Source organism: Rhizobium sp. NLR22b (assembly GCF_019685295.1).
Taxonomy (GTDB): domain Bacteria; phylum Pseudomonadota; class Alphaproteobacteria; order Rhizobiales; family Rhizobiaceae; genus Rhizobium.
Genome location: NZ_JABDWM010000037.1, coordinates 1 through 26,652, shown reverse-complemented (window position 1 = coordinate 26,652; position 26,652 = coordinate 1). Strand labels below are relative to the sequence as shown.

18 protein-coding genes and 2 pseudogenes are annotated in these 26,652 nt (G+C 57.0%); 11 read left to right on the top strand and 9 right to left on the bottom strand.

Features of this window, described 5'->3' with window-relative positions; genetic code table 11:
• Window positions 1–2,674, bottom strand: a 2,674-nt coding sequence (locus HJC00_RS31230; protein ID WP_311044206.1) for a toxin TcdB middle/N-terminal domain-containing protein, incomplete at its 3' end; no start/stop codon positions are given.
• A gap of 274 nt (window positions 2,675–2,948) precedes the next feature.
• Between HJC00_RS31230 and HJC00_RS31225 the strand changes: the two genes are divergently transcribed.
• The 9 genes from HJC00_RS31225 to HJC00_RS31185 all read left to right on the top strand — a co-directional run bounded on the left by HJC00_RS31225 (window position 2,949) and on the right by HJC00_RS31185 (window position 10,270).
• Window positions 2,949–3,956 (top strand): PilN domain-containing protein, encoded by a 1,008-nt coding sequence (locus tag HJC00_RS31225; protein ID WP_221156826.1) that lies wholly within the window; start codon window positions 2,949–2,951, stop codon window positions 3,954–3,956.
• Entirely contained in the window at window positions 3,953–4,567 is a 615-nt protein-coding gene (gene gspM, locus HJC00_RS31220) for a type II secretion system protein GspM (RefSeq protein ID WP_210628081.1), read from the top strand. Before HJC00_RS31225 ends, gspM begins: the two co-directional genes overlap by 4 nt.
• 35 nt (window positions 4,568–4,602) lie before the next feature.
• Window positions 4,603–5,100 (top strand): hypothetical protein, encoded by a 498-nt coding sequence (locus HJC00_RS31215; RefSeq protein WP_221165132.1) that lies wholly within the window; start codon window positions 4,603–4,605, stop codon window positions 5,098–5,100.
• Window positions 5,084–5,968 carry a hypothetical protein gene (locus tag HJC00_RS31210; protein ID WP_221165131.1) on the top strand — a complete coding sequence of 295 codons (885 nt, stop codon included), beginning with the start codon at window positions 5,084–5,086 and terminating at the stop codon, window positions 5,966–5,968. The genes HJC00_RS31215 and HJC00_RS31210 overlap by 17 nt, the downstream gene beginning before the upstream one ends.
• A 2-nt stretch (window positions 5,969–5,970) precedes the next feature.
• Window positions 5,971–7,584 carry a GspE/PulE family protein gene (locus HJC00_RS31205; protein ID WP_221156818.1) on the top strand — a complete coding sequence of 538 codons (1,614 nt, stop codon included), beginning with the start codon at window positions 5,971–5,973 and terminating at the stop codon, window positions 7,582–7,584.
• A gap of 113 nt (window positions 7,585–7,697) precedes the next feature.
• Window positions 7,698–8,798, top strand: coding sequence for a type II secretion system F family protein (locus tag HJC00_RS31200; protein ID WP_221165130.1), 1,101 nt, complete (start codon window positions 7,698–7,700; stop codon window positions 8,796–8,798).
• A complete protein-coding gene (locus HJC00_RS31195) occupies window positions 8,795–9,268 on the top strand; it encodes a GspH/FimT family pseudopilin (RefSeq protein WP_221156828.1) in 474 nt (157 codons plus the stop codon). Before HJC00_RS31200 ends, HJC00_RS31195 begins: the two co-directional genes overlap by 4 nt.
• Window positions 9,261–9,650, top strand: a complete 390-nt coding sequence (locus HJC00_RS31190) for a type II secretion system protein (protein ID WP_221156814.1) — start codon at window positions 9,261–9,263, stop codon at window positions 9,648–9,650. The genes HJC00_RS31195 and HJC00_RS31190 overlap by 8 nt, the downstream gene beginning before the upstream one ends.
• Window positions 9,647–10,270: a prepilin-type N-terminal cleavage/methylation domain-containing protein gene (locus HJC00_RS31185; protein WP_210628088.1), complete on the top strand. Its 624-nt coding sequence runs from the start codon at window positions 9,647–9,649 to the stop codon at window positions 10,268–10,270. Before HJC00_RS31190 ends, HJC00_RS31185 begins: the two co-directional genes overlap by 4 nt.
• Before the next feature lie 9 nt (window positions 10,271–10,279).
• On the opposite strand, the gene gspG is transcribed toward HJC00_RS31185, so the two are convergent.
• From gspG to HJC00_RS31165, 4 genes are all read right to left on the bottom strand, one after another.
• Window positions 10,280–10,735, bottom strand: coding sequence for a type II secretion system major pseudopilin GspG (gspG, locus tag HJC00_RS31180; protein WP_210628089.1), 456 nt, complete (start codon window positions 10,733–10,735; stop codon window positions 10,280–10,282).
• A complete protein-coding gene (locus tag HJC00_RS31175) occupies window positions 10,735–11,205 on the bottom strand; it encodes an A24 family peptidase (protein ID WP_210628090.1) in 471 nt (156 codons plus the stop codon). The genes gspG and HJC00_RS31175 overlap by 1 nt, the downstream gene beginning before the upstream one ends.
• Entirely contained in the window at window positions 11,205–13,346 is a 2,142-nt protein-coding gene (gene gspD / locus HJC00_RS31170) for a type II secretion system secretin GspD (protein WP_210628091.1), read from the bottom strand. The genes HJC00_RS31175 and gspD overlap by 1 nt, the downstream gene beginning before the upstream one ends.
• Window positions 13,347–13,905: 559 nt before the next feature.
• Window positions 13,906–14,487 (bottom strand): hypothetical protein, encoded by a 582-nt coding sequence (locus HJC00_RS31165; protein ID WP_210628092.1) that lies wholly within the window; start codon window positions 14,485–14,487, stop codon window positions 13,906–13,908.
• A gap of 204 nt (window positions 14,488–14,691) precedes the next feature.
• Here HJC00_RS31165 and HJC00_RS31160 point away from each other — a divergent pair.
• Window positions 14,692–15,879, top strand: a pseudogene (locus tag HJC00_RS31160) (IS3 family transposase).
• Window positions 15,880–16,393: 514 nt separating this feature from the next.
• Here the strand turns inward: HJC00_RS31160 and HJC00_RS31155 are convergent.
• Window positions 16,394–16,735, bottom strand: coding sequence for a hypothetical protein (locus HJC00_RS31155; RefSeq protein WP_210628093.1), 342 nt, complete (start codon window positions 16,733–16,735; stop codon window positions 16,394–16,396).
• Window positions 16,732–22,896, bottom strand: coding sequence for an RHS repeat-associated core domain-containing protein (locus tag HJC00_RS31150; protein WP_221165129.1), 6,165 nt, complete (start codon window positions 22,894–22,896; stop codon window positions 16,732–16,734). Before HJC00_RS31150 ends, HJC00_RS31155 begins: the two co-directional genes overlap by 4 nt.
• Before the next feature lie 558 nt (window positions 22,897–23,454).
• Between HJC00_RS31150 and HJC00_RS31145 the strand changes: the two are divergent.
• Window positions 23,455–23,711, top strand: a pseudogene (locus HJC00_RS31145) (YjhX family toxin).
• A 170-nt stretch (window positions 23,712–23,881) separates the two neighbouring features.
• Here the strand turns inward: HJC00_RS31145 and HJC00_RS31140 are convergent.
• Together HJC00_RS31140 and HJC00_RS31135 are read right to left on the bottom strand one after the other, a co-directional pair.
• Window positions 23,882–24,238, bottom strand: coding sequence for a DUF6896 domain-containing protein (locus tag HJC00_RS31140; protein WP_221165128.1), 357 nt, complete (start codon window positions 24,236–24,238; stop codon window positions 23,882–23,884).
• 1 nt (window position 24,239) lies between these two features.
• On the bottom strand, window positions 24,240–26,652 hold a 2,413-nt coding region (locus tag HJC00_RS31135; protein ID WP_221165127.1), incomplete at its 5' end, for an RHS repeat-associated core domain-containing protein.

Sequence of the window (26,652 nt, the reverse complement as noted above, 5' to 3'; positions counted from 1 at the left end):
TCACGACGATCGGAGCGGCGGTATCTCCAGCTAGGATTGGTTTGGTCGTGCTGACGGTGCGATAACCCAGGAACTTCCGGGCGGCCGGATTGTAGAGACCCCCGGAATAAGAATAGCTGGTGGCGGCGGAGTTTCCGCGTCCGTCATTGACGGTCACCCTCGTCACCGGATGCATGACGAGGGGCATATAGCTGTTCGAAAAGCTCGTCGATGGAGCATAATCGGCCGCAATCGTCCCCCCCGTTTCCAAGGTGACTTTCCGCAGCAGATTGGGATTGCCCGAACCGGCATTGGAAATGACAGTATCCGTCTGCGAAGCGACGAAGTCGGGAAGGCCATCGCCATTGAAGTCACCCGACAGACCGGAACCGCGCTGCAGGAAAGGCGACACAACCAAGCTATTGCCAGAGCTGCCAAACCACAGGCCGTAGGCTTTGAGGTCCTTGAAGGGATCGGTATTTCTACGATCCTTAGCCGCGACGACATCCACCCTACCGTCATTATCCATATCGCGCAGGATCGGCGTGCCATCAAGTGTCAAGCCGCTTGCAACCTGGATGAAGCTATAGCCAGTCCCGAGCCAGACCGTTGCCACGTAGCTCCCCGATCCGGACGGCGTCGCTTTGACAACGTCCGTCGCGCCGTCACCGTTCATGTCCGCAAGGGCGCAATACGCCGAGGCGGAACTGCAATCGATGCCCATATCCTGGGAATTAAACGTGCTGCCGCCGGCATATTTGTACGCGCTAAGGTTCTGGCCTCTGACGTAACCCTGGCGACCGTAGCCTAAAAAGTCAGCGACTCCGCGGATGTCGTTGCCGACATTGAACAACTGATCGATTCCGTCGCTATCCCAGTCCACTGAGACATTCTTGACAGAATTTGTGCTGTCGTAATCCGTGGGAATGGCGTTACAGACAGCAGTATTGGCGTTCGGGCACAGCGAAGTCGACACGTTCAACGAGGCATCGGTTGTGATAATGCCGCTAACACGGGTCTTGTCGATAATGCTGCATCTGTTTCGCACGTTATAGGTAAATGCGAGATCCTTGGTCAGCTTTCCCGACACAAAACGGCCGCCGAAATAGTTCGGAACCAGCGCTCCCTCATAACAAGAATTCGTTGGAACAGCGACAGTCGACGTGCCGGCGACAGCGCCGGTGCCGCTAAATTTCGTCAACGTAAATTTGAGGGGGTCCGCCACATAGGTACGCAAAGTCGAATCATAGTGATAGGCGAGAAAGGATCCATAGAACTCGTCTCTGCCATCGAAATTCAGATCGCCTGTTTGTCGGGAAAGGAAATAGGAGAGCTGCTTTGCAGCATCCCCAGACGTCGGCGCCGGGAACTGGTTGTTCAACCGCGTGTAGCTGTAGTTGATGTTGTCGTAGACCATCGACCGTATGGTCTTATGCGTGCCACTAACGATATTGTGGGACGAATCAATGACTGCATCTCGTCCATATTGGTCGACCCGGATGAGACGAGACAGATTGGAAAATGGGGCCTGGTCGTATGTCAGGGTATAGCCGCCGGTTACGCCCCCCTCAACCGTGTTACTGTAGTACACGGATTTGAGCCGGTAAGTCGTCCAAGTCAGGCTGTATCCATTCGCCATCGGCAGAAAATCTGGACGACGCTCATAGCCGAAGACGATTTGTGCTTGGCTGTCATAATCGATCGTTGCCGGATAGCACATCGGAAGGTCCGGGCAGGAATAGGTGTATCTCACCTGATGTCCATTCGGATCGGCGACGGAGGTAAGAAGATAACGCCCGAAGTTTTTGGGACGGTTGGCGTCAACATCTTTCGGCAGGTCTACTCCTGCGATCGCCGCCACCGACATGAATTTAGAAACAACTCCATTCCTGTCGGTCACTGTCCATGAATTGGTAGGATTGTCGTAAACAATGCGTAGGAACGACTCATTCTCGGTCGTAAAGTTGGCTCCGGCCGGGCACCACGACGCAGCGGTGCAAAATATCAGGTTTTCGCCATTGAGCATGAAGATGTTTTCTGAAGACCCCGACTGGACCCCAGCACCGGGGCGCTCGATAACGCTAAATCCATCTACCCCCCAGCCGTACCCAAGCCAGCCTTGATACAAACCGCCAAAGCGAGACTTGCGCGCAGAATCGTAATGAAGCGCCAGTTTTGGAGCGATGTCATGATAAGCTGGCAGGTCGAGGCTGATGAGCTGCGTAAAAGACCCATTGCTGGAGATTTGAGGAACCGAAGCTTTCTCCGGCGCATTGACCGCGGGTGAATCCGGTTCAACCGCTGCGGCCGTCGCCGCAAGCGTGGTCGCGCCTGCAGGCTGCGCCGTATCAGACTCAGGCGACGAGGCCGCGTCTTTGGCCTGCCCGTCAACGGTCAGCGTCTCGCCGTCGGCCGGCGCTGAGCCGGCCTTGCCGAGCGTGGTTCGGTCTACCGCCTTGTCCGGTCGCGAAGAAGCGGCCGCAGGCTCGGAAGTAATATCGGACATCGCCGGAGCGTCTGTGGCTGTCCCGCCGAGGCCGGCCGCGCTTCCATTGCCAAGGCCGCTGCCATTGGTTTTGCCGGTCTCGCCCGCAATCGCCGTTCCGGCAATGGCAGAGTTTATTCCCGGCGCAACAAACAACGCAAAGAGAACAGCTGCAGCAGAAGCCGCAACACCCGAACGAAACTGACGCATGAATCCCCCAGATGAATCAAAACGTGCTGAAATTTACACCCTCTAAAGTCGAAAACACTTGGCAGCGCAAGTAGCACCTACGTCGGAATGCAAATAAATGCAACTAACGCCAGTGTAGGAAGCATCTGAGATCAGATCCAGTGTTCGGCATTCACTTCTACGACGCTCCGAAAGCCTGTGGATAGCGTGCCGCAACGCGCTCGAATCCTGCAACGCGTGGTAGTTCGCATTATTGTATTGATTACAAAACTAGTGATTCGGTCCTCATAAATTCATGCAACCGATTGTCGATAGCGCGCTCGATTTCCGGGACTGGTGGTACGCCGAGATTCGGCGCATGTTATTTCTGCGACCTCAAAGCAGGCACTACCCCACCGTCGAAATAGGACGACCGGGAGTTTCCGTTATCTGGCCTGATCGCTCGCGAGCAGATGTGGTATCTCTTGCCGAGATCGAAACAATTCTCGGACGTCGCAGAACCTGCTCGCTGGTGCTGGCCGAGGATCGCTATATTCGCCGCGCGATTACGAGATCCCAGCTTCCCTATTCCAGGGCCAGGGACATAGCGGCCGCCGACTTGACCGCGGCAACTCCATTTCGTCACGACGACGTTTACCTTATGCCGATCACAGGCAACGCCTCCGAAGGCACGACCTACGCCATTGTAAAGAAACCCTTGCTCGATCCGGTCGTTTCCGCTCTCACCGCCGCCAAAATAAAGATCGGAGGCATCTCGCTCGCCGTCTCAGATGGCTCGGCCATTCATCTCACGCAAAGAGCAGTCAGCGAGCTTTTGCCGAAAGCTGCTCTTTCCCTGTCCCATTCGACACGAACGGCAATAACCCTATCTCTGCTGCTTTTGGCGGCCGGCCTGACGCTTGCGCACGCGGTCCTTCGATACGAGGGCGCACTATCGGATCTTGAAAGTGAGATCGCCGCAAAGCGAGAGCAGGCAAGCGCAGTGCGGGCATCTTTAAATGAGCGCGCGAAAGCCGTCGCCGCTTTGGACACCGCGCGGCGGCGCAAAGATGAGTCCGTTCCCGTCATCCAAATATGGGAAGAGATGAGCCGTCAATTGCCGGATACGGCATGGCTTTCCGACATGTCGATCGACGAGGAAACAGTGACCATGTCGGGCTTTTCCCAGTCGGCGGCGAGCTTGATCGGGCCGCTGGAAGAGTCTCAGCTCTTTAGCGAGCCCAGTTTTACGTCACCGGTTGTGCGCGAGGCTGGCGGAACAGACGAGCATTTTGAGATGCGCCTGAAGGTCGAGCGGAAATGACGGACCTGCTGATCGGACTGATGAACGCACCGCAGCGGGTGCAGCAGATGGTTGCCTTTGGATTGCTCGCCTTTGGCACGTTGTGCGTCATCTGGATTTCAGTGCTTACAGGAGACCAGCTGCGCGGCCTGGCGAGCGACATTGACGCGAAGCGATTTGAACTCGGCAAGCTGAACGCAATATTGTCGCGACGGCCTCTGGATGGAGCATCCACGGCCATTTCCGCCGACGTTGCCGCTGCCCTCTACCTCCAGGGCGATACAATGCCCGTGACACGTGCGCGACTTCAGGAGCGCATCAACGCGATCGCAGGAGAAGCCGGGGCGGTCGTTATTTCCATTAGTGTTCTTTCGGAATCTTCGCGCGACGGCGTGCCGTTAATTGGGGTCACAGCTGATATCCAGGGAAGCTTATCGTCCGTTCATAGAGCCATGGTCGGCATCGAGACGTCGAGACCTCCGCTTGTCATTCGAAAAGCTACCATTCGGGCAACCAACCCTATCCAACAGGGACAGCTTCAGGCGCCGCTTCAGCTCTCAACAAGCATGGAAATCTACGGGTCGGTCAATCCGGCAACGAGCGGCCGGCAAAGAGCGGCAGAAGCCAAATGAGATTTCGAGTCCCTGACACGAGTTTTCTGACGACGTTGAGCGCCGCTGCTGCACTCAGCACGCTTTGCCTTGTCAATTTCGCACTGTATGAAATGGCGGTCGATATCTCTCCGCCTGACGCCTCCGAAGAAAGGACAATTCGTCCTTCGGCCACGCCAGCGTTGGAGACCAAGGCGACAGTAGACTTGTCCACTTCACCTGAGACCTTGTCCAGGCCAGTATTCAGTCCAACACGCCGGGAATTCCTCCCCGTTGTTGTCCCTGCAATACCTCCGCCCGAGCCGGTTGTCGCTGCGCCAGCGGTGCAGCTTCCCGCCTTTCGCCTTGAAGGCATTCGAAAAATTGGCCCTGACCTATCGGCGCTATTGGCGGTCAACACAGATGCCCCATCGCAATGGCTGCCAATCGGCGGCACGATCGAGGGGTGGACCATCGACCGTATCGACATTGACAGCGTCGTCTTGCGCGCCGGAGATCAGCAGGCGGTCGTCAACCTCTATCCCGCTGAAGGCCTCGATGTCCGACATAACTAAGAGGCGAGCAGACGACTGCGCTGATGAGGATGGTTTTGCGCTCCTCGCGGTGCTTGCCTTTCTGTTGTTATTCGCTGCGCTACTGATCCCGTTTTCATCCGCTGCCCGTCTCGCCGCTCTGACCTCCCATCACAGTTTCGAGCGGAGCCGGCTTGCCTATGCGGCGGAGGCGATCAATGCCTATACCGCAATGAAGCTTGAAACCGATGGCGCCTGGGCCGCAACCATTGCCGGAGAAGCGAGTGGAAGGTCATGCGCCTCCGGCGACGCGATCGTGACGCTTCGCATTCTCGATCATGCCGGTCTCATTGATCTTAATGTCGCTGGATTAGCCACCATAGAAGCCGGCTTGGCGGCCTTAGGCTTGACCGCCCCACAAGTTACGGATGTCGCCAGCGCAGTTATTCTATTTCGCTCTCGGCAATCTTCCAATTCGCCGATCCCGGCCAAGTCGGAGCCGGAATACGGCTTCAAGCACGCGCCCTTCGAAGATGTGGTTGAACTCCTCGATTTTCCGGAAATGCGGCGGTTCAGCCCGGAACAGATCAGCGAAATATTCACCGTCGATAGCCACAGCGCCGCTGTCAGCCGCGAATTCGCATCTGCCTCCCTCCGCTCTCATCTGACTGATGTTAGCGGTGAAATTCGACACCGGCTGCAGCTTTCGGGCACCTATACGCTGGCGACAAAAATCAACAGCCAAGGCGAATGGGCAACGGATGCCAGAATCGTGGTGACCGGTGACGGTCGACAAACCAACCGCCGTGTGTGGGCGTTGCCGCTTTCGTCGATTTCACGGCGCGGTCTTTCGGATTGTGGGCTCCTCTTAGGACCTGATGCGGCCTCTTGGCTCAAGGAGGCATTGTAACAATGCAGGTGATGGAACGTTCTGAGAAATTTCTCGCTCATCTCGTCAATAGCGGGTTGGTCACTCCGGAAGCCATTCAGCGAATAAGATCTGCAAGGCGGCAGACCGGCCAGCCATTGGACGTGGTTATTCGGGAACTGGGCGTACTTGCCGAACTTACGATTGCATCAGAGATCGCGAGCTCCCTCGATCTCGAGGTCATCGAGGATGGCCTCCCCGGAAACGGCCTTGAATGGCTCGAAAGGCTGGGCTGGGATTTCGCAACCGAGAAGGCGATCGTTCCCCTGGAGAAGGCCGATGACTATCTTCGCCTAGCTGTCGCCGACCCATTTGATCATCAAACAACCGAGGCAGTCTCTTACCTCTTCGATCTGCCATTGCGAATTGGTGTGGCGCCGAGAAGCACCATCGAAGAGCATATTGGCCGTCTTCGACGAGAGTCGAACGCCCCGCTCGATGAGTCGCTTGTAGAGGAAGGGGCCCTCGATGTCGATCTCGAGCGACTCCTTGATGTGGCGCGCGATGCCCCTGTTGTTAAATTTGTCTCGAAGATTGTCCAAAGAGCAATCGACGATAAAGCGACAGACATTCATCTGGAGCCGCAGGCAGAGACGCTCCGTATCCGGCTTCGCCGCGACGGTATCCTGCTCGAAACGGATAATGCGCCCAAATCGCTTCATACGGGCGTGATAAGCCGTTTGAAAATTCTCGCGCGGCTTAACATAGCCGAACGTCGTCTGCCGCAGGATGGCAGATTGCGTTTGGCCGTCAGAGGCCAGGAGGTCGACTTCCGTCTTTCCGTCGTGCCTTCGGTGCATGGGGAAACGGCAGCACTTCGCGTTCTCGATCGCGAGAACATCAAACTCGATCTGGCATCACTAGGCTATGATCCGGCCGCGGCGAGCAAGCTCGACAATCTGACGAGGCGCTCGAATGGCCTCATTCTGGTGACTGGCCCGACCGGATCCGGTAAGACAACAACCCTCTATTCGATCCTGTCGGGGCTCAATCGGTCGAGCGTGAAGATTTTCACCGTCGAAGATCCTGTCGAATATCGCATTGCCGGCATCACGCAATTGCAGATCGATCCAGGGATCGGCCTTTCGTTTGCCACTGCGCTCCGTTCTGTGCTGCGGCAGGATCCCGATATCGTTCTGGTCGGGGAGATTCGCGATCGCGAAACCGCCGAGATCGCAATTCAGGCGGCACTCACTGGTCGACTCGTTCTTTCGACCTTGCATACGAACAGCGCGATCGGTGCGTTCAATCGGCTTCGCGATATGGGAGTCGAACCGTTTTTGCTGGCAGCAACAATCAGAGGCGTGATCGGCCAGCGGCTTCTGCGGCAATGCTGCGAAGTTTGTCGAGACCTCGCGTTCAAAGCCGACTGCATCGCTTGCGAAGGAACCGGCTTCAAGGGACGCAGGGCTACCTATGAGATCCTGGAGGTTTCCGAGCGGTTCAAGGAAGAGATGCGCGCGACCAGCGCCGAAGAAGATCTCGAAGCTGTGGCCATTGAGAACGGCATGGTTCCACTTCGCCAACACGGGCAAAAGCTGGTGGAAAGAGGCCTGACAACGATGGATGAAGTCTTGCGTGTCATCGATGCGGATTAGTCGCCATGCCTAAGTTTGGATACAGCATTTTTTCTGGTGACGGCCGAAAACGGTCTGGCACGGTCGAAGCCACAGATATCGCCGATGCTCGCCGGAAGCTTCGCTCACCGGGCGTGACGATTTCCGACGTTCGGCCCTATGGCGATCGAGGTTTGCAGTCATATCTGCGTCTTCCCAAGTTCGAGCCGAGTTTTGACCAAGCCCGGTTCTTCGGCAATTTGGCAGTCTTGGTGGCGGCCGGGCTAACGTTAGACCAGTCCCTGCGTTCGCTGAGCGCTTCCGCTACCCACCAAAACGAGCGCGAGCGTCTCGACGCTATGCTGGAGCAGATATCTGCCGGGGCGGCGGCCTCATCAGCATTCGCTTCGCTCGACGATCTGCCGGATGACATTCTGTCGCTGATCGCAAGTGGGGAGAAAACGGCCCGGCTGGGGCATGTTCTCTCGGTCATCGCTTCCGACCTGGAACGCCGGAAGAATCAACGCAAGCAGTTGATGGATGCGCTGCTCTATCCGGCCTTTCTGCTCGTCATGATGATCATAGCGCTCGGCGTCGTCACATTCGTGCTTGTGCCGGCTCTTGAACCAATCTTCCAGAGCTCGGAGCGAGAGACCCCCTTGCTGATCGCCGTCTTGTCGGCAGTTGGAAAGTTCATTGAAAATCCAGCCTTCCCGCCTGTCGCTGTGTCGGTTCTGACCCTTACCGGAATTCTTTTTGCATGGCGGGCCCAAGAGCTCTCCCGATTGATGATGGCTGTCGCGCTCAAGATGCCGATTTTCGGGCCACTCATTGTCAAGATGGCGCTTGCCCGCTACCTGCAGACCCTAGCGCTGCTACTCGAAAATGCTGTTGCCATGCCCGAGGCTCTGGCTCTGGCTGCCGATGCGTGCACGATTTCCATTTGCAGAACGAAGTTGTCACCGATCCGCGAAGCGGTGATATCAGGGCGGCGCCTTGCCGAGGCCTTAGCGGAGACAAAACTATTCCCGCCGAGCGTCGTGTCGCTGACCGCAGTCGGAGACGAGGTGAACAAGCTCCCTGCCGTACTCGCCAACGGATCGAATATCCTGCGATCTGGGGCCCAGAGGACCCTCGATAGTCTTCTCTCGCTCATCACTCCAGCGATAACGATCCTGCTGGGACTGCTCGTCGGCGGACTGGTCATCTCTGTCATGACGGCGCTTCTCAGCGTCAACGAGCTGAGCACGCAATGAGCGCAAGAAGCTCCGCCCATCGCCATGCCGGGAGTGCTGGTTTTACGCTCATGGAAATGCTTGTGGTTTTGGCGATATTAGGGATGGTTCTCGCCGTCGCACTACCGCAATTTCATCGTGCGGGTTCGTCTACAACAGCAACCGTCGCGTCTTCAATCGTTCGAGGCGCGCGCTTAGCGCGATTGGTCGCCATCAAGCGGGGGTCAGATACCACTCTATCGATCGATACGGCCACACGCACCGTGCATTTTGATATCAAACATGAAGATATCGTTATTCCGGCTTCTATGTCGATGGTCGCGACGGTTGGCCGCAATGCCGCGACCACTGCCTCCAAGGGGAGCATTCAGTTTCTTGCTGATGGAAGCTCGTCGGGTGGCGAGATCCGGCTTCGTACCGATAAGGAGAAGGAGATCAGGGTCAAGATCAGTTGGCTAACGGGCTCCGCCACAATGGTGTCCGATGATTAATCCGCCACTGCAGAACGATGCAGGCTTTACTCTATTGGAGATGATCGTAGCCTTTGTCATCCTATCGATTTCGATGGCTATCGCATCTCAGACTTTGGCAATTGCTGTTAGGAGTTACCGAACCGCGACTGAACGAAATGAAATGTTGGAGTTAGTGCAGACATTGCGGGCGGAAGAAATTCCCAAACTGACAAGCGCCAGCGCACGGCAGAAAGAAGGAAAAATGGGTCTGTTGCGTTGGAGAATTCGCATGGTCTCGCCGCGCGAACGAGACGCGACAAGCAGTTCGAATTCATTTGCCATCATCTCTGTCGGACCAAAAGCCGGCGCGTTTCGTCAGACCTTCCTGGTTACGTCATTGGTGCAAGGTCAACAGCCATGACGCTGTCCGTAAACTCAAGGAAGGACGAAGAAGGGTTCACTCTTGTCGAAATGCTGGTGACGCTTGCGCTGCTTGCCGCGCTGAGTGCCGTCATGATCGGGGCAATCACTCAGTTTCGCCCGCTAAGAAGGTTGACTGAAGGCGCTGATGGCCAAACGGAAATGATCGCCGCAATCGAATTTCTTCAGCAAACGATCGCCGATGCACGCAGCGTTTATCTTCTTACGGGCACCAGTGAAAAACGGCTTGCATTCGAAGGAACTTCTCATTCGTTGCATTTTCCGACCGTGCTGAGAGTGGGGACGGATCAGCTTGCTCTTCGGGACGTCCTCATCGAGCTCCAGGAAAATGGCGGAAGCGTCTCAATCGTGCTGCGTGATGCTCCACGCCGCTTGGGAAGAGCGATGCCCGCGCCGGTATCCTTTTCCATCATCGAGGATATCGTTGACGCCCATTTTGAATTCATGGATGCGCCGCAGCCCCCCGAAGGCCAAACCGCTCCGACGTGGTTGAACCAATGGAATCGTCCGGAAAAGATGCCTTATGCTGTCAAGATAACCTTGGAGGCAAAACGCGGCACGGCGCCGATTTCCGCCGCAAGAATAGCCTTCTTGCGGTGAGCCATTAAGCTATTCGCTCCGAATATCTGCGTCCTGCCCCTGCCCCCCAGCCTTGCGGTCGCGCCCAAGGGAGATTACCTCGTAAGGCCGGTCCTCCGCCGGGCTCTTATACTGATAAGCCGTGCCCCAGGCATCCAGGATGACACCGGACTTCCTAAGGTAGGGGCCGTTCCAGACACTGCCGTCGGATGGCGTCTGCGTGAGTGCGGTTAGCCCCTCCTCGGTAGAGGGGTAACGGCCGACATCGATGTAGTAGAGCTCTATCGCGTTTTCGATGTTCTTGATCTGAGCTTTTGTGGTCTCGACTTTTGCTGAACCCAGGTACTTCAACACCTGTGGCGCCACGAGAGCGGCAATCAGGCCGATGATGGCGAGTACGACCAATAGTTCAACGAGTGTAAAGCCTTCAATCGCCTGATTGCGATCCGCTGACTGCTCATTACTGTTCGGAATGTATTTGGTCATTATCCAATCGCCTGACTGTAAAAGGTGTTGAAATTCCATGTGACGAACAACGCGAGCGCCAGAAACGGGCCGAAGGGAACCCGAAGCAATGTGATGTCAGGTGTTCGCTTGGCGATGACGCAGAAATAAAGCAGTGCAAGAGCGGATGCGATGAACAGGAAGGCGGGAAAGCTCCACGGATCCAGCCAAACCGCTGCGGCACCTGCGAACTTGACGTCCCCGAGGCCAAGACCGACGACGCCTCTGAAACGCCAATAGACGTACCTCAGGGTCCAGAACATCAGAAAGACAAATGCGCCGAACAGGAGCGCGAGGGCCAATGCCTCAAGCCCGGCCAAGAGTTTGAAGGCCGCGCCGACAACGAGAACGATCGCATTCAACCGGTTCGGAATCACCAGACGGTGAAAGTCGACATAGCTGACCGCAAGCATGCAGACAGCGAGGATCACAGCGAAGGGAACGAGCAACATCAATAGGCCAGCCGCTTGAGATCCTGTTGAACGGCATTTTTTCCTCCGCGTCTTTTTTGAATGTCCGACCGGAAGTCCAGTTGTCTGCGAAACTCGTCGGTCACATCGCGGGCTTCGCTCACGTCGCGAACGATGCGTGGTTTGATGAAAATCAGGAGCTCGGTTTTCTTGATCGAATCCGTCTTGTTCTTGAAGGCATTGCCGAGGAGCGGAATATCGCCGAGAAGCGGCACTTGGCTGCGGTCCACGCTGTTTTTCTGTTGGATCAGACCGCCCAGAGCCAAACTTTCGTTGTCGTTCACAACCACCCGCGTCGAGACTTTGCGCTGTTGAATGGTTGGCGAGTCAATGCCTGATGAAGTCGTCTTCACGACGTCGCTGACCTCTTGCTCGATGTCGAGCATGACTCGCCCGGAACTATTCACCCGCGGAATCACCGACAGAATAATGCCTGTATCCTTCAACTGGATTGAATTGATGACCGGCGAATCTCCGTTCACGCTTGCGGCCTGCTGCGTCACGATCGGAACCTGGTCACCAACCTGCAACGTCGCCTTTTGATTGTTCAACGCCATCAGCGTTGGCGCCGAAACGACGTTGACGTCTGTGATGCTGGAGAGAGCGTTCAGCGTCACGCGGATGTCGTTGGTCGCATAGCTCCAGCCGAAGCCGGGAAATGCCATGCGAGTGCCTCCACTTGCAAGATCTGAAAATGCGACGCCGAAATTGCCGTTTTCGAAAAACCAGCGAAGACCGAACTTCAGTTCGTTGTTCAACGTCACCTCAGCGATAACGGCCTCGAGAAGAACCTGGGTCGGGACGACATCCAGCTGCCGCAAGAGCTGTTGAATATGCTCATATTCCCGAGCGGTCGTGGAAATCAGCAAGGCGTTGTTTTCGACATCGGCAACAATCGAGGTTTTCACCTTGGCCGGTTCCGCACTGTAGCCTTCGAGCGGGCTCGGCGCAGCTGTTTCAGTCGCCTCTGCCGTTTGGGCCTGGTCATCCGCCGTTGAAAGGCTCGCCTGCTCGAGATTGGGAGCAACTGCGTTTGCGGACTGGCCGGCCGCGTCTGAAGACGACTGTCCGTTGACGACAGCCTGCAATACCTTGGCAAGCTCTTTTGCGGGCCGGTTCTGGATGTCATAAACGAAGAGCTGCTCTTCGTTGGTGCTTGCAAGCCGATCGAGCTTCTGAATCCAGCTTGAAGCGCGCTGCAGGTACGCCGGGCGCGAGGTGATCACCAATACCGAGTTCAGGCGCTCGTTGGGAATGAAGCGAATGATCTTGCCGCCGCCGCTGTCGTTGGCAAAGATCGTGTCGAGCTCTTTGGCGACGGCAGATGGCTGTGACGCTTTCAAGGGATGAAGAGCGACCGACATGCCTTCCATCCAATCGACGTCGAATACGCTGATTGCCTCGCGCATGGCGGAAAGATCATTGTTCGTACCGGCAAGCATCAGAAGGTTGCGTGTCGCATCCACCCGCAGGATCGAGCCCTGGCGGCTGATCGGCTCAAGGATACCCTTCATCTCCTCGGCGGAGACATATTTGAGCTCGACCACTTGCACCTTGATGCCAGGCCCCTTCGGCGAGACCGATGGCACGCTCACCTGTGGGGTCGAGGAAAACGCCTCAGAAGAAGGAACGACTTGATAGCTATCTTGCCGCTTCACCACGACTGCACCGTTGACGGACAAAGCGGCCTCAAAAATATCGAGGAGTGCCTCGCGAGACACAGGGCTTGTCGTCTGCAATGTCACGGTGCCGGAGACGCGTGGATCGACGATATAGTTCAGGCCGAGCGTATCTCCGAGTACGCTTTTTGCGGCCGCCGCAATGGACGCCCCGACAAGATTGAGGCTGTAGCCATCTCCACCCTTCGAAAGCTGTCCGACTGACACGGGCGGAGCGCCGTAAGACACGAATGTGCCGCTCCCTTGGTGCATGGCGCCATTGAAGTTTTGGTCCGATGACGCGCTACCAATAACGCGGGACGAGAAGCGGGTGGTCGGAAGAGGTTTGCCGGTGGAATCCAGTTCGTTCAGCTTGACCGACAGCACATCTTCTACTGAATCCGTGGAGCTACAGGCGGCGAGCAGCAGCAAGCCGAACAGACAAAGGGGCACCACAGATTTCATGAAAGGGACTCGCTCTTCTAATGAAGAGACATTACGCACCTCGTCATCTGCCCGCATCCGAGGGCGGCTGAAATGCTATTAGTTTCCACAATTATTAGTAGATATTTAATGAATGGAAAACGCCGCTGGTCTTCAGTATAGCGTTTCACCTCAGAAGCCTCCAACGTCGGCTTCTTAACCGTCCCCTCTTGGGCTAACGCAGACACATCCGGTCGGCTTAGATTGAAGCTTTCGCCGATATAGCTCTACATAGTTTGGAAGCTGCTGTTGGTGGCTTCGTCTTAGGAGGTTTAGCCGGTCTGCTCGACCGGGTGCCGTTTTCGTTCGCCGTCTGCGGCACCAAGGCGAGATGATCGCGGTGTAAGAAGGACTTTTCCTGCGTGGTGCTACCTGCACCGATTGCGACCTTGGCGACCGGATAAGTGAAGGTCACCGGAGCGTCGTCTCGGCGACGTTTGATAACCGGTTGGCGCGGTCCCCCTTCAACACTCGAAGCCGCCGTTGGCTCGTGCCACTGTCAATGACACCGACTCGCCTTGTTTGGGCTTCGACACTCGAGTCAATGAAATCTGTTAAGAGCGGAGCAGCGAAACCGCCTTTCTGCTGCGGCCACGATCATCTTAGCATCACCGGAGGTTATGTCTAAGTCCATTGCAAAAGGCTCTGCCAGTTCTGATCTCAGTTGAAGGATATGCACTAAGCTATTGCGGGCGGCAATCCGGTCTTTATCCGCTTCGTTGATCATGATCTCTAATAACCTGCACCCTAATTCACGATCATCGAAATTTTCAAGATAGATGTCAGCTAGGTTTATCGCGCTCATCCGGCTGTTCTCCCATCCGATATCGTCGTCTGACATAATCAAAGAGCGCAGCATTTCTCTGTATTTTTCGACCAGGCCCAGGTATCTGCATAACGCTTTTAGAGCCAGCTCCCCGTAAATGTCGCGATCCGGACCCGACAAATACCTTTCGATCAATATCGCATCAGAAGCGTCGCCGCAAAGACCGACAACATATATCGCAGAACTGATATTTCCTCGCGACGATCTAAGGATACTTCTCGCATACTCCAATTCATTCGCGGTTACCTCTCCGCGAGCTACCCCCTGCGCACGTTTGCGGATTTCCTTGATATCCATCTTCGCTCCATTCCGTATCTTCGACAGCCCATCCTACCGCTGCCCCCACGGGCTTGCCACATTTTCGCGCTTGTCGTGGGACCGATTGGTAATTTTTCCATTCAGCGCCTCGTTCGCGAGGTCCGCACTCCTGCTGGCTCGTGACCTGCCACGGGTAATTTCCTCCAGATTGGATTAGAGTCCGGCCCATTGAAGGACGGACGCATGAAGAAGCAGAGATTTACGGAAGAGCAGATTATTGCGGTGCTGAAGGAGCAGGAGGCTGGCGCGAAGGTGGCCGAGCTCTGCCGCAAGCATGGGATTTCGGACGCGACATTTTACAACTGGAAAGCCAATACGGCGGTATGGAGGTCTCCGAGGCGAAGCGTCTGAAGGCGCTCGAAGAGGAGAACGCCAAGCTGAAGAAGCTGCTCGCCGAGCAGATGCTGGATGCCGCCGCACTCCGCGAGCTTCTGGCAAAAAAATGGTAGGGCCTGCCGCCAAGCGTGACGCCGTCGCGCATCTGAAGACCGTGATGGATCTTTCTGAACGGCGGGCCTGCCAGATCATATCCGCCGACCGCAAGATGATCCGTTATCGGCCGAGCCGACCGCCGGAGGTCGAACTGCGGGCAAGACTGCGCGACCTCGCCAACGAGCGACGGCGTTTCGGCTACCGGCGGCTGTTCGTCCTGCTCAAGCGGGAGGGAGAGCCGTCCGGGGTCAACCGCATCTATCGTCTTTATCGCGAGGAAGGTCTTTCGGTCCGCAAGCGCAAAGCCAGACGGCGTGCCGTCGGCACCCGTGCGCCGATCCTGGTCGAAGCGAAGGCCAATGCCCGCTGGTCGCTGGATTTCGTCCACGACCAGTTTGCCTGCGGAAGGAGGTTTCGCGTGCTCAACATCGTTGATGACGTGACGCGCGAATGCCTGGCGGCAATCCCCGACACATCAATCTGCGGGCGTCGGGTCGCCGCGAACTGACGGCGCTTATCGAACGGCGCGGCAAGCCCGGCATGATCGTCTCCGACCACGGCACGGAGTTCACGTCGAACGCGATCCTCGCCTGGTCAAAGGAGCACAAGGTCGAATGGCACTACATCGCGCCGGGAAAGCCGATGCAGAACGGCTACGTCGAATCCTTCAACGGCCGCATGCGCGACGAACTGCTGAACGAGAGCCTGTTCTTCGGTCTCGGCCACGCCCGCAGCGCCATTTCCGAATGGGCGGAGGACTACAACAATTTCCGGCCACACTCATCGCTCGGATATCAGACCCCGGCCAACTATGCCGGGACTATCGCCGCAACCGGCTCCAACGCTGCGCAAGATGAAGGCTACGCGTTTCCGCCGGTTGCTCCCACCGCGCCAAATGGCGTATCGAAAACCGCCGGGGCTCTAATCGCCGCTGGATGAAAGTTCAGTGGCAGGTCATGATCAACTCACTCTGACCGCGCCTTAGATCGGCGCGGTCGGGGCTCAGCTTCGAATTGGAATATTTCAACGGGGCAAAGTCAGGCGGACGACCAAACCCTTTCCCGCCGCACTCATCGCTTGGTGTCAAACCCCGGCAGACTTCGCCGGGACCATGGCCGAAACCGGCTCCAACGCTACGCAAGATGAAGCTTCGCGTTTCCGTTGCTCACACCGCGCCTGTTGGCGTATTCAAAACCCCCAGGCTCTAAGTCGTCACTGGGTGAAAGTTCAGCGCAGGCCGAACATCCCGCCAACTACATTGCCGGTATCGGCCTTTATCGGCGCGGCGAGTGGTGAACGCGTCCATCTTCCGTTCCCGAAAACCAAAGTGAAGTTGTTGGGATCGACTTCCACGCGTCGGACAGAAACTCTCGGTGGCAGGTCAGCTGGTAACTAGTTCCAAACGCGAAACGTCATCTAACTCTTGCTGCCGCATCAGCTCCATTTCTTTCGGTTAATGCTCACGGGATATATCGTCTTTGCTCGACGGCTTCTGCAAAAGAATTTTAAGTTTTTCTTCGACAACGCGCTGGAATTCCCGGGCATACGCCTCAAATTCGCTTTTGTCTGCTCCCATATCCACACATCCGTCCCTCCACCACAACATCAAGATTGGAAGGTCCCAGATCAACAGTGCCACTTCCATTTTCTCACTATCACTATACGCAGCAGCATCAAGATGACGTATCTTCTCAATGGCTCTCACGGCTTCAATCTTTATAAAAGCCATCTTCCGGATGTTATAGAAGAAGCCACCGCGACTGAATTCCTGTTGAATTTGTTCAGCAAACCTCATCGTTTGCCCTCCCCCATTTTCCAGCCATTGGCGCCTCTCATAATTCCGACAATAGCCGCTGCGGGCACGTATCTCTCGATTAAGACTTCCTGATCTGCGATAGCAAGGCTGTCAGTTTTTGGATTCCCAGTGCCGCCTTGGGAATAATCAAAGTGTCTGCTCGGAACACGGTTCAGATCAATAGCAACCACCGTATCCGATGGCGCTCTTCCGCTGGCCGCATATTCTTGCGCTACGGCTAGCGATTTAGACGTCGAAATGTACTGGCTCCGCTCCTGTCCGTCGTCAGCAATATGATAGCTCGGGTCGAGTTGGGCAAGGGGATCTTTCGCCATCAGACCTGTTGCGAGATAGGGCACTTCGTCTTGCCGAAGCCCTCGATAGACAAGACGCTTGTTGGCTTCTTCCTGCGCCTTAGTCGCGGTCGAGGTTGTCGTTGCGAGAAGTGCTGCAGTGGTAGTTGCTGCGACAGCCATTGCTGGGGAGCCCGATGGTCCCGCCGCAGCAAACGTCCTTGCTCCTGCGGCCGATCGAGCTACAGATTGCCCTGTCGTTCCACCAAAAAAACTCTCCAGTGCGCGCAAAGCATTCCCAATTGTTTCGGAGAATGTCTTCATTCCAACGTTCCCGACCGTACCACCTATATGCCCATTCGGATCGCTTTTATTGACGGGATCATTTTCGGAGTAGCTGTAGCGGTTGGTGCCGACGCCTTCCTTGGTCGGGTCCCAGTCATCCGGCGAGATGAACCGCCCGAAGGCCGGATCGTAGTATCTGGCATTGAGGTACATCAGCCCGGTTTCGGCATCGAAGCGTTCGCCGATATAGCTCTTCTTGGTCTGGAAGCTGGTGTTGGTGGCTTCGCCGTAGGCGGCATAGCCGGTCTGCTCGACCCGGTAGCCGCTTTCGTTGGTCACCTGCCGCACCGAGGCGAGATGATCGCGGTGCAGGAAGAACTTGTCCTGCACGGTCGATCCTGATGTGACGACGATCTTGGCGTCTGAATGCGGATAAAGGGTGTAGATGTCGGTGCCGGGCGTCGAGCGGTCGATCTCGACATTGGCGTCGGGATAGAGCGTCGTGCCGAAGCCCCAGCTCTTCTTCACCCGGGCGCCGTCCGGTCCGTAGGCGAAGCTCACCGTGGCGCCGTTCTGGGTGACGCTCGCCAGCCGGTTGGCGCCGTCCCAGCTCAGCGTGCGGCTACCATCCGAGACCATGTTGCCGTTGGCGTCATAGTCGATGGTCTTGGCACCGATCTGCGTTGCCGCATGCGGGCGGATCGCTGATGCCGCGGGATAGACATAGCTGCCGATCCGCGTGCGGGAGAGAAGATTGTGATTGGTGTCGTAGCTGTAGCTCTCGTCGAGCGTGTTGTCGCCGGCGTTGTCGGCGCCGGTCAGACGAGAGAGATCGTCATAGCCATAGGTCCAGTTGTCGTTGGCTGCCAGGCCGGTGATCATCTTGATCCGGCCGAGTTTGTCGCGGCTGTACTGATTGTCCATCAGCACCGTCGTGCCCTTCGCCGTCGTCACCCGGTCCAGCCAGCGCCGGGTCGGCGAATAGCTGAAGCTGGTCGTCACGCCATTGATGTAATTGATCGTCTGCGTCTGGCCGTCGGCCTCGTAGCTCGTCGAGTCGATCAGTCCCGGGATCCTGGAAAGCAGGTCGGCATCGTTGTAGAGCCAGGGCAAGGTCCTTTTGCCGACGACGATATTGGCAGGCTGATAACCGATCGCCGTGGTCTTGCCGGTCGGGCCGTGCTCGACGGTGGTCGTGCTCGCCACGCCGTCGATGACCGCCCGGGTGATGACCTTGTCGCCGGCGCCGTTATAGAAACGGGTATAGGTCAGCGTCGCATTGGCGTTCTCGGCCTTGGTCAGCATGCCGGCATTGTGCGACTCGCCGGTGGCAGCCGGCTCGTCATAGCTGTTCTGAGCCAGCAGTGTCGGCACCGTCGCTCCCGGTTCCGTCACCTCCTTGCGGGTGACCCGGCCCATCTGGTCGTAGGCCATCGTCGTCACCGCACCGCGTGCATCGGTCTGGCGGATCAGCCGGCCGGCATCGTCATAGTCATAGGACCAGTTGCCGAGATCCGGATCGCTTGCCGTCAGCCGGTTGCCGAGCAGATCGTAGGTGTAGGTCCATTGCGCGCCTTCGGTACCGTCGGAGACAAATACCAATCGACCGAGCCCATCGTAGGCGCGATACTCGGTACTCGCTCCAGAGGCCAACGGCACAATGACATCGACGCGTCCATCGGAGTTGCTGTGGACGCGACGCTGTATCTGCAACTCGTTCGTCTCCAGGACATATTCGAATGAAACTTCTGACGTGAGCCAGTATTTCGAGGTGAAGACGGAATATTGATAGGTTCTCTGAGAGCTGTCGGGATTGACCACCTTGGTCACCCGATTCTGCCAATCGTAGCTCTTCCTCGTCCACTGTCGGGTTTCGCCCGCGAAGTGCGGGAAAGTGGTGCTCTCGACATTGCCCCTGCGGTCATAACTTGTATAGGCGACCCGTCTGGGGCCGGAGCTGGCATCGCCAGGCGTCACCATCTGCCAAGGCCGCCCAAGGCCGTCGTAATAGGTTTGGCTAAACACCTCGCCCGAGCCGTTGGTCTTTGGCGTGTAGGTCGCGACCAACTGCTCCCTAGGGTTGCCCTCGTTCTGGTAACGGATATTGATGTAGTACCCCGAGCCCGCATTCACATAGCCATAGGGCCGGCAATAGGCGTCATAGGTGTAGGTCTCGACGATGCCGTTCCAGTCGGACTTCGTCGCCGGCAGGCCGCAGACCAGATCGTAGGTGGTCGTGCTGACGAAGCGGCTATCACCCGTCAGGGCGCCATTGGCGAAGTAGCGCGGCGCCCGTTCGGCCACCGGATAGAGGTGATAGGTGTCGTCGTAGTCCCATTCGCTGCGATTGCCGAGCGCATCGGTTTCGGCAATCCGATTGCCATAGGCGTCATAGGCATAGCTGGTCGGCGACGTCCGCGGCGTACCGCCCCAACCCATATAGCCAATCTTCTGCGTCAGATTGCCCTTGAGCGGCGGCGACGATATCGACGTCGCTCCATCATAGAGGTATTCCTCATACGCACCGACCGTCGACGCCATTTCTCCAATCCGGACAATCTTGGAAGTCGGAAGCGAAACGATATAGGCGGATATATTTGGCGCGAAGGTAAATGTGGTTCTCTTCTCGTCGCCAGTGGTGAGACCCGTGGTTTGGTTGCCGGCGGCATCGATCGTGCGGCCGCGGTCCGTGATCTCAATTACGTTTCCGTAAGCATCGAAACTCCGCTCCGTCCGTAGGAATGTGGTCAATCCTCCTTCGGTCAGCGTCGTCGCCGTCGCCTTGTTTCTGGCCACATAGGGCTTTGAACCCGTGTTGATGGTATATTCCTGTGCAACCCGTTTGGATTCCGTATTTGCTCCGTTGCGCAAAACCGTTGTTTCCGGCAGTCCGTAACTGGCGAGGTCCTGCCGATACGTCGTCACCAGGATCGGATTGGACGTCTCCCCGGCTGCGAGCGGCTTCGTCTCTGTAACGGTGCGATAGCCAAGGAATTTGCGGGCAGCAGGATCATAGAGACCGCCGGAATAGGCATAATTCGTCACGCTATTGCCGTAGCCGCGCCTGTCATCCACGGTGAGCGTCGTCACCGCATGCATGACCATTGGCATGAAGCTGTTGGCAAAACGCGTCGAGGGGGTGTAATCGATGTTGATCGTTCCGCCCGTCGCAAGCGTAATCCCGCGCAGGAGATTGGGATTGCCCGAGCCAGCATTTGAGATCGTCGTTTCCGTTTGCGAAGCGACGAAATCCGGAAGACCGTCGCCATTGAAATCGCCTGAAAGGCCGGAGCCGCGCTGCAGGAAAGGCGAGACGACGAGGGTGTTGCCTTGCTGACCGAACCAGAGACCATAGGCATTCAGGTCCTTGAAAGGATCAGTGTCCTTGCGATCCTTGGTGGCGACCACATCGACCTTCCCATCATTGTCCATGTCGCGCAGGATCGGCGGCCCCGCGAGGGCCAACTCGCCCGTGACCTGGATGAAGCTGCTGCCGGTGCCGAGCCACACTACCGCCACATAACTCGTCCCGGAGGTCGTCGCTCTGACAACGTCCGTCACACCGTCGCCGTTCATGTCCGCGAGGGCGCAATAGGCCGAAGCTGAATTGCAACCGATGCCCATCGCCTCAGTCGTCCAAGAGGTTCCGTTGGCATACTTGTAGGCCAAAAGGTCTTGGCCCCTGACCACGCCTTGGCGGCCACCCCCGAGAAAGTCCGCAACTCCGCGGATGTAATCGCCCATATTGAAAAGCTGGTCTATGCCATCGCCATCCGTATCGATCGAGGCGTTCTTCACCGTATTGGAACTGTCGTAATTCGTGGGAATGACGCTGCAGACAGAAGAATAGGGTTCCGGGCAAAGGGAGGCAGATAGATTCAGAGAGGAATCGGTGGTGATAATGCCACTGACGCGGGTCTTGGTGACAGAACCGTTGCTGCCGGTATTTGTAACATTATAGGTGAACGCCAAGTCCTTAGGCTTGCCGGCGACATAACGAGCGGCAAAGTAATTCGGGACAGGCAAATTGTCGTAAGTGAGATTTGCCCTTGGTACCGTTGTCCCCGTGGTCTGGGACACGGCGCCGTTTTGTGGGCTGAAGTTCATTGCCGTAAATTGGAGAGGATCAGGCCTATATGCGCCTAGAGCGGAATTATAGGAATAGGTCAGAAAGGACCCGTAAAACTCATCTTTCCCATCGAAATTAAGATCGCCAATCTGTCGCGAAAGGAAATAGGAAAGTTGCTTTGCCCCATCTCCAGGTGTCGGCGCGGGGAATTGGTTGGTCAGCCGCGTGTAATTATAGTTGATATTGTCATAGACCATCGCTCGCAGCACCTTGTGCGTCCCGCCAGCGATATTGCCTGAGGAATCAAGCGCCGCATCGCGGCCATAACGATCGACCTGCACCAGGCGGGATGCGTTGGAAAACGGCGCCTGGTCATAGGAAAGGACGTAGCCACCACTGATACCAGCCTCGGCAGCAGCGCTGTAGTAGACGGTTTTGAGCCGATAGGTCGTCCAGGTGATGGTGGTGCCATTCGCCATCGGTTCGTAGTCGGGCCGCCGTTCATAGCGGAAGACGATTTCGGCATGACTGTCGTAGCTGATCCTTGCAGGGTAGCATACGGGGAGATCCGGGCAGGTATAGGCGTAAGTCACCCGATTGCCGTTCGGATCCACCACCGAGGTGGGCAGATAACGTCCGGTCCCACTTTGATTATTGTGCGGGGCGTTGGCGATTTCGGCCACCGACTGGAAAGTCGTCACGACCCCTTTATTGTCGGTGACCGTCCATCGGTTGGCGGAGGTAAAAATGATCCGCTGAAACGACTCGTGTTCCGTCGTATGCGTTGAGCCCGGTTGGCAGTTGGATGCAACCGAACAGGAAACCAGAGGCTCGCCATTCAGCACAAAGACGTCGGCACCCCATGTCGGGACGCCGCCGCCGGGACTTCCCCGCTCGATGACGTCGAAGCCTTCGAGGCCCCAGCCGTATCCCAGCCAGCCTTGATACAGTCCGCCGAGACGAGACTTGCGCGCAGAATCGTAATGAAGCACCAATCTGGGCGCGATATCACGATAGGCAGGCACATCAAGTTCGATATCGTGTGTAAACGAGCCATTGCTTGAGATTTGCGGGGTCGATGCCTTCTCGGGCGCATTCACGGCTTGTGAATCCGGCTCGACGGCTGCTGATGCGGTAACGCTCATGGCTTCGATCGTTTTCGATTCAGCCGGCAAAGCCGCGTCTTCGGTCCGCCCATCAACAGTCAGCGTCTCGCCATCGGCGCCGCCTCCGGCCGGCTCCTTGCCAACCTTGCCGAGCCTTGTTCGATCGACCGTTTTGTCGGGTTGAGAAGAGGCGGCCGCGGGGTCGGCGGCAAGATCGGGCGATTCGGCAACACTCCCCGCGACGCCGCCAAGCGCCGCGCCTCCTTTGCCAAGCCCATTTCCTGAGGTCTTGCCGGCCTCGGCAGCGAGCACGCTGCGGACAAAGATTGGGTTAATTCCCGGCACCATAAACAACGCTAAAGAAGCCGCTGCAGCAAGAGCTGCAGCACCGAACTTAAATCGACGCATGAATCCCCCAATGAATTAAGACGTGCTGAAATTTCTACATTCTAAAGTCGCAAATGCGTCCAGATGCAAGTAGCGCTGCCACAGAAATACGAAAAAACAAGATCATCAACGATAGTAGGAATGTCCGTATCGAGCACTGACCCGGCGCGCGCTCAGCTTCCTCGGTCTGGAAAGCTTGTGGATAGTGCCGCAGCACTAGTTCCTTGCCCCGGCGGTGTAGCCGGTCTGTTCGATATGGTAGCCGCTTTCGTTGGTCACCTGCCGCGCCGAGGCGAGATGATCGCGATGCAGGAGAACTTGTCCCGCGTGCTCGAGCCGGCGGTGACGACGATCTTGCGTCGGGATGCGGATAGGGGGTATAGATGTCGGTGCCGGGCGTCGAGCGGTCGATCTCGACATTGGCGGGATAGAGCGTCGTGCCGAAGCCGGGCTCCGTCCGGGCCATAGGCGAAGCTCTCCTGGGTGACGCTCGCCAGCCGGTTGGCGCCGTTCCAGCTCAGCGTGCGGCTACCGCCCGAGACCATGTTGCCGTTAAGGCGCGATATCGGATCTCACAACATGGACATCTCCCGCACGGAGCAGCGCGTCCTGCATCTCTTGGCCCAAGGCGCCGCATCGAAATTACCCGCGACGACTACAGAAAGGTCGAAAACGTCAGCTGCTTCACCCGCGACGGCTGGCTCTATCCCGGCGTCGACCTCGATCTCTTCAGGAGATTGAAACGGCTGAAGGCGATCAAGTCTTCAGGCGGCCAGACCTACCGCATTACCGAACAAGGGCTGAGACTGGTCAGATCGCAGCTGGACAATAGATGATCAACTCACTCTGACCGCGCCTTAGTTCAGGCGCGGTCAGGGCTCAGCTGGAAAATGGATGATTTCAACGGGGCAAGGTCACATGCCATCACGATGGAGATGGTCGAACCTTCGCGAAGGCATCATCTGCTTATTGCTGCCGCACCTCAGGCCTCTAGTTCTGCAGAAATCTATTGGGTCCTGCGATCGTGTTCTAAAACCGCTTGCTCCGCCTCTATTCGTCCGATTGAGATGCCCATTGACTCCAGAAATAGCGTTAACCGCCACCAATCAACTTTATCATAATTTCCGAGCTGGTCATGCATATCTACAACAAGCTGCGGAACAGGCTCCTCTCTAACGAATCGTAAGCCCAAGCCATGTTTAACAAAATTCCACCGCTCACCATCAACGACAAGAGCTCCCGAGCGAGGAAAGTTAAGTAAAGACGTAAAGTCATTTGCCTCCGGATAATTCCGGGTAAACGCTGAAAGCAGTTTATGCTGCAAATTCAAGAGCTCGTGGATTTTCAGCGAGTAAATAGTCATTTTACCTCCCGAAGAGGGTATTGTAATAGTTGTTCAGTATCTCTTCCGCGTCTCTGGGAGACACATCATGTAACCGAACTGGAACCTCTGAGATACCCGCACGCCTTGCTGCTTCCATCCGATGGTGTCCGTCTTGAACATAATATTTTCCGCCTATCGTGGCTGCATCAATGGGATAGCGCTGATCAAACCCTCGTGACTTCATATCGTTTGTGAGACGCTTTATCTGAGAGGAATTCATTTCCATCTTTGTCTGAGTACCTAAGAGAAGCCTTGGGCTTATGGACTGCGTCTCTCCGGAGCCGGCTTTAGGCGTCCGCAACATAGGACCGCCCAGTTCCAGTTCGTGGATCTGTATGCTGCCTACCTTTTGCTTATGAGTTGCCGAAGGAAAAAGTGGCTGAAAGTGCGACTCGCCTGGCTTATCGTCCTCAGTGCCATCGCCATCAGCATCACTAGGATCCGCGCCTGCGATTTGTTGGCTGGAGCCCTTCTGCGATCCGAAATAACCACCTCCTAGACCGAAGCTGACCGATGATCTCGCTTCAGAGATCGCATCTCTCAACTTGCTGCTCGTCTCGGAGTATCCGCTTTTCTGACCCCAGTTGTTTGAGGATTGGTCAATTGAATGCCCGTTCGGATCGGACTTATTGACGGGATCATTTTCGGAGTAGGCATAGCGGTTTGTGCCGACGCCCTCCTTGGTCGGATCCCAATCATCCGGCGAGATGAACCGTCCGAAGGCCGGATCGTAGTATCTGGCATTGAGATACATCAGCCCGGTTTCAGGATCGAAGCGTTCGCCGATATAGCTCTTCTTGGTCTGGAAGCTGGTGTTGGTGGCTTCGCCATAGGCGGCATAGCCGGTCTGCTCGACCCGGTAGCCGCTTTCGTTGGTCACCTGCCGCACCGAGGCGAGATGATCGCGGTGCAGGAAGAACTTGTCCTGCTCCGTGCTGCCTGATGTGACGACGATCTTGGCGTCTGAATGCGGATAGAGTGTGTAGATGTCGGTGCCCGGCGTCGAGCGGTCGATCTCGACATTGGCGTCGGGATAGAGCGTCGTGCCGAAGCCCCAGCTCTTCTTCACTCGGGCGCCGTCCGGTCCATAGGCGAAGCTCACCGTGGCGCCGTTCTGGGTGACGCTCGACAGCCGGTTGGCGCCGTCCCAGCTCAGCGTGCGGCTGCCATCCGAGACCATGTTGCCGTTGGCGTCATAGTCGATGGTCTTGGCACCGATCTGCGTTGCCGCATGCGGGCGGATCGCTGATGCCGCGGGATAGACATAGCTGCCGATCCGCGTGCGGGAGAGAAGATTGTGATTGCTGTCGTAGCTGTAGGTCTCGTCGAGGGTGTTGTCGCCGGCGTTGTCGGCGCCGGTCAGACGAGAGAGATCGTCATAGCCATAGGTCCAGTTGTCGTTGGCTGCCAGGCCGGTGATGGTCTTGATCCGGCCGAGTTTGTCACGGCTGTACTGATTGTCCATCAGCACCGTCGTGCCCTTCGCCGTCGTCACCCGGTCCAGCCAGCGCCGGGTCGGCGAATAGCTGAAGCTCGTCGTCACGCCATTGATGTAATTAATCGTCTGCGTCTGGCCGTCGGCCTCGTAGCTGGTCGAGTCGATCAGTCCAGGAATCCTGGAAAGCAGGTCGGCGTCGTTGTAGAGCCAGGGCAAGGTCCTTTTGCCGACGACGATATTGGCAGGCTGATAACCGATCGCCGTGGTCTTGCCGGTCGGCCCGTGCTCGACGGTGGTCGTGTTCGCCACGCCGTCGATGACCGCCCGGGTGATGACCTTGTCGCCGGCGCCGTTATAGAAACGGGTGTAGGTCACCGTCGCATTGGCGTTCTCGGCCTTGGTCAGCATGCCGGCATTGTGCGACTCGCCGGTGGCAGCCGGCTCGTCATAGCTGTTCTCGGCCAGCAGGGTCGGCACCGTCGCTCCCGGTTCCGTCACCTCCTTGCGGGTGACCCGGCCCATCTGGTCGTAGGCCATCGTCGTCACCGCGCCACGCGCATCCGTCTGGCGGATCAGCCGGCCGGCATCGTCATAGGCATAGGACCAGTTGCCGAGATCCGGATCGCTTGCTGTCAGCCGGTTGCCGAGCAGGTCGTAGGTATAGGTCCATTGCGCGCCCTTCGGGTCGCGCACCCCCAGCAGACGGCCGAGCGGATCGTAGCTGCGGTTTTCCGTGACCCAGTTCGCGCCGAGCTGCGACTGCAGGGCGATGACATTGCCGTCCGCGTCGGCATAGCTGCGATGCGGATGGTTTTCCTCGTCGGTCAGGACCGTCAGCGACACCGGCAGTCTGGTGACGTCGGTCACAAGTGCCGACTGCGCCGCATATTGATAGAGCTTCTGGCTGGTGTCGGGATTGACCTGCTTGATCACCCGGTCCTGCCAGTCATAGCTG

What these genes read in the sequence shown, in the direction of transcription:
- HJC00_RS31195 (WP_221156828.1), top strand. Translation starts at nt 8,795, where the DNA reads ATGAGCGCAAGAAGCTCCGCCCATCGCCATGCCGGGAGTGCTGGTTTT.
- gspM (WP_210628081.1), top strand. Translation starts at nt 3,953, where the DNA reads ATGACGGACCTGCTGATCGGACTGATGAACGCACCGCAGCGGGTGCAG.
- gspD (WP_210628091.1), bottom strand. Translation starts at nt 13,346, where the DNA reads ATGAAATCTGTGGTGCCCCTTTGTCTGTTCGGCTTGCTGCTGCTCGCC.
- HJC00_RS31225 (WP_221156826.1), top strand. Translation starts at nt 2,949, where the DNA reads ATGCAACCGATTGTCGATAGCGCGCTCGATTTCCGGGACTGGTGGTAC.
- HJC00_RS31210 (WP_221165131.1), top strand. Translation starts at nt 5,084, where the DNA reads ATGTCCGACATAACTAAGAGGCGAGCAGACGACTGCGCTGATGAGGAT.
- HJC00_RS31175 (WP_210628090.1), bottom strand. Translation starts at nt 11,205, where the DNA reads ATGTTGCTCGTTCCCTTCGCTGTGATCCTCGCTGTCTGCATGCTTGCG.
- HJC00_RS31155 (WP_210628093.1), bottom strand. Translation starts at nt 16,735, where the DNA reads ATGAGGTTTGCTGAACAAATTCAACAGGAATTCAGTCGCGGTGGCTTC.
- HJC00_RS31150 (WP_221165129.1), bottom strand. Translation starts at nt 22,896, where the DNA reads ATGCGTCGATTTAAGTTCGGTGCTGCAGCTCTTGCTGCAGCGGCTTCT.
- HJC00_RS31140 (WP_221165128.1), bottom strand. Translation starts at nt 24,238, where the DNA reads ATGACTATTTACTCGCTGAAAATCCACGAGCTCTTGAATTTGCAGCAT.
- HJC00_RS31205 (WP_221156818.1), top strand. Translation starts at nt 5,971, where the DNA reads ATGCAGGTGATGGAACGTTCTGAGAAATTTCTCGCTCATCTCGTCAAT.
- HJC00_RS31165 (WP_210628092.1), bottom strand. Translation starts at nt 14,487, where the DNA reads ATGGATATCAAGGAAATCCGCAAACGTGCGCAGGGGGTAGCTCGCGGA.
- gspG (WP_210628089.1), bottom strand. Translation starts at nt 10,735, where the DNA reads ATGACCAAATACATTCCGAACAGTAATGAGCAGTCAGCGGATCGCAAT.
- HJC00_RS31185 (WP_210628088.1), top strand. Translation starts at nt 9,647, where the DNA reads ATGACGCTGTCCGTAAACTCAAGGAAGGACGAAGAAGGGTTCACTCTT.
- HJC00_RS31190 (WP_221156814.1), top strand. Translation starts at nt 9,261, where the DNA reads ATGATTAATCCGCCACTGCAGAACGATGCAGGCTTTACTCTATTGGAG.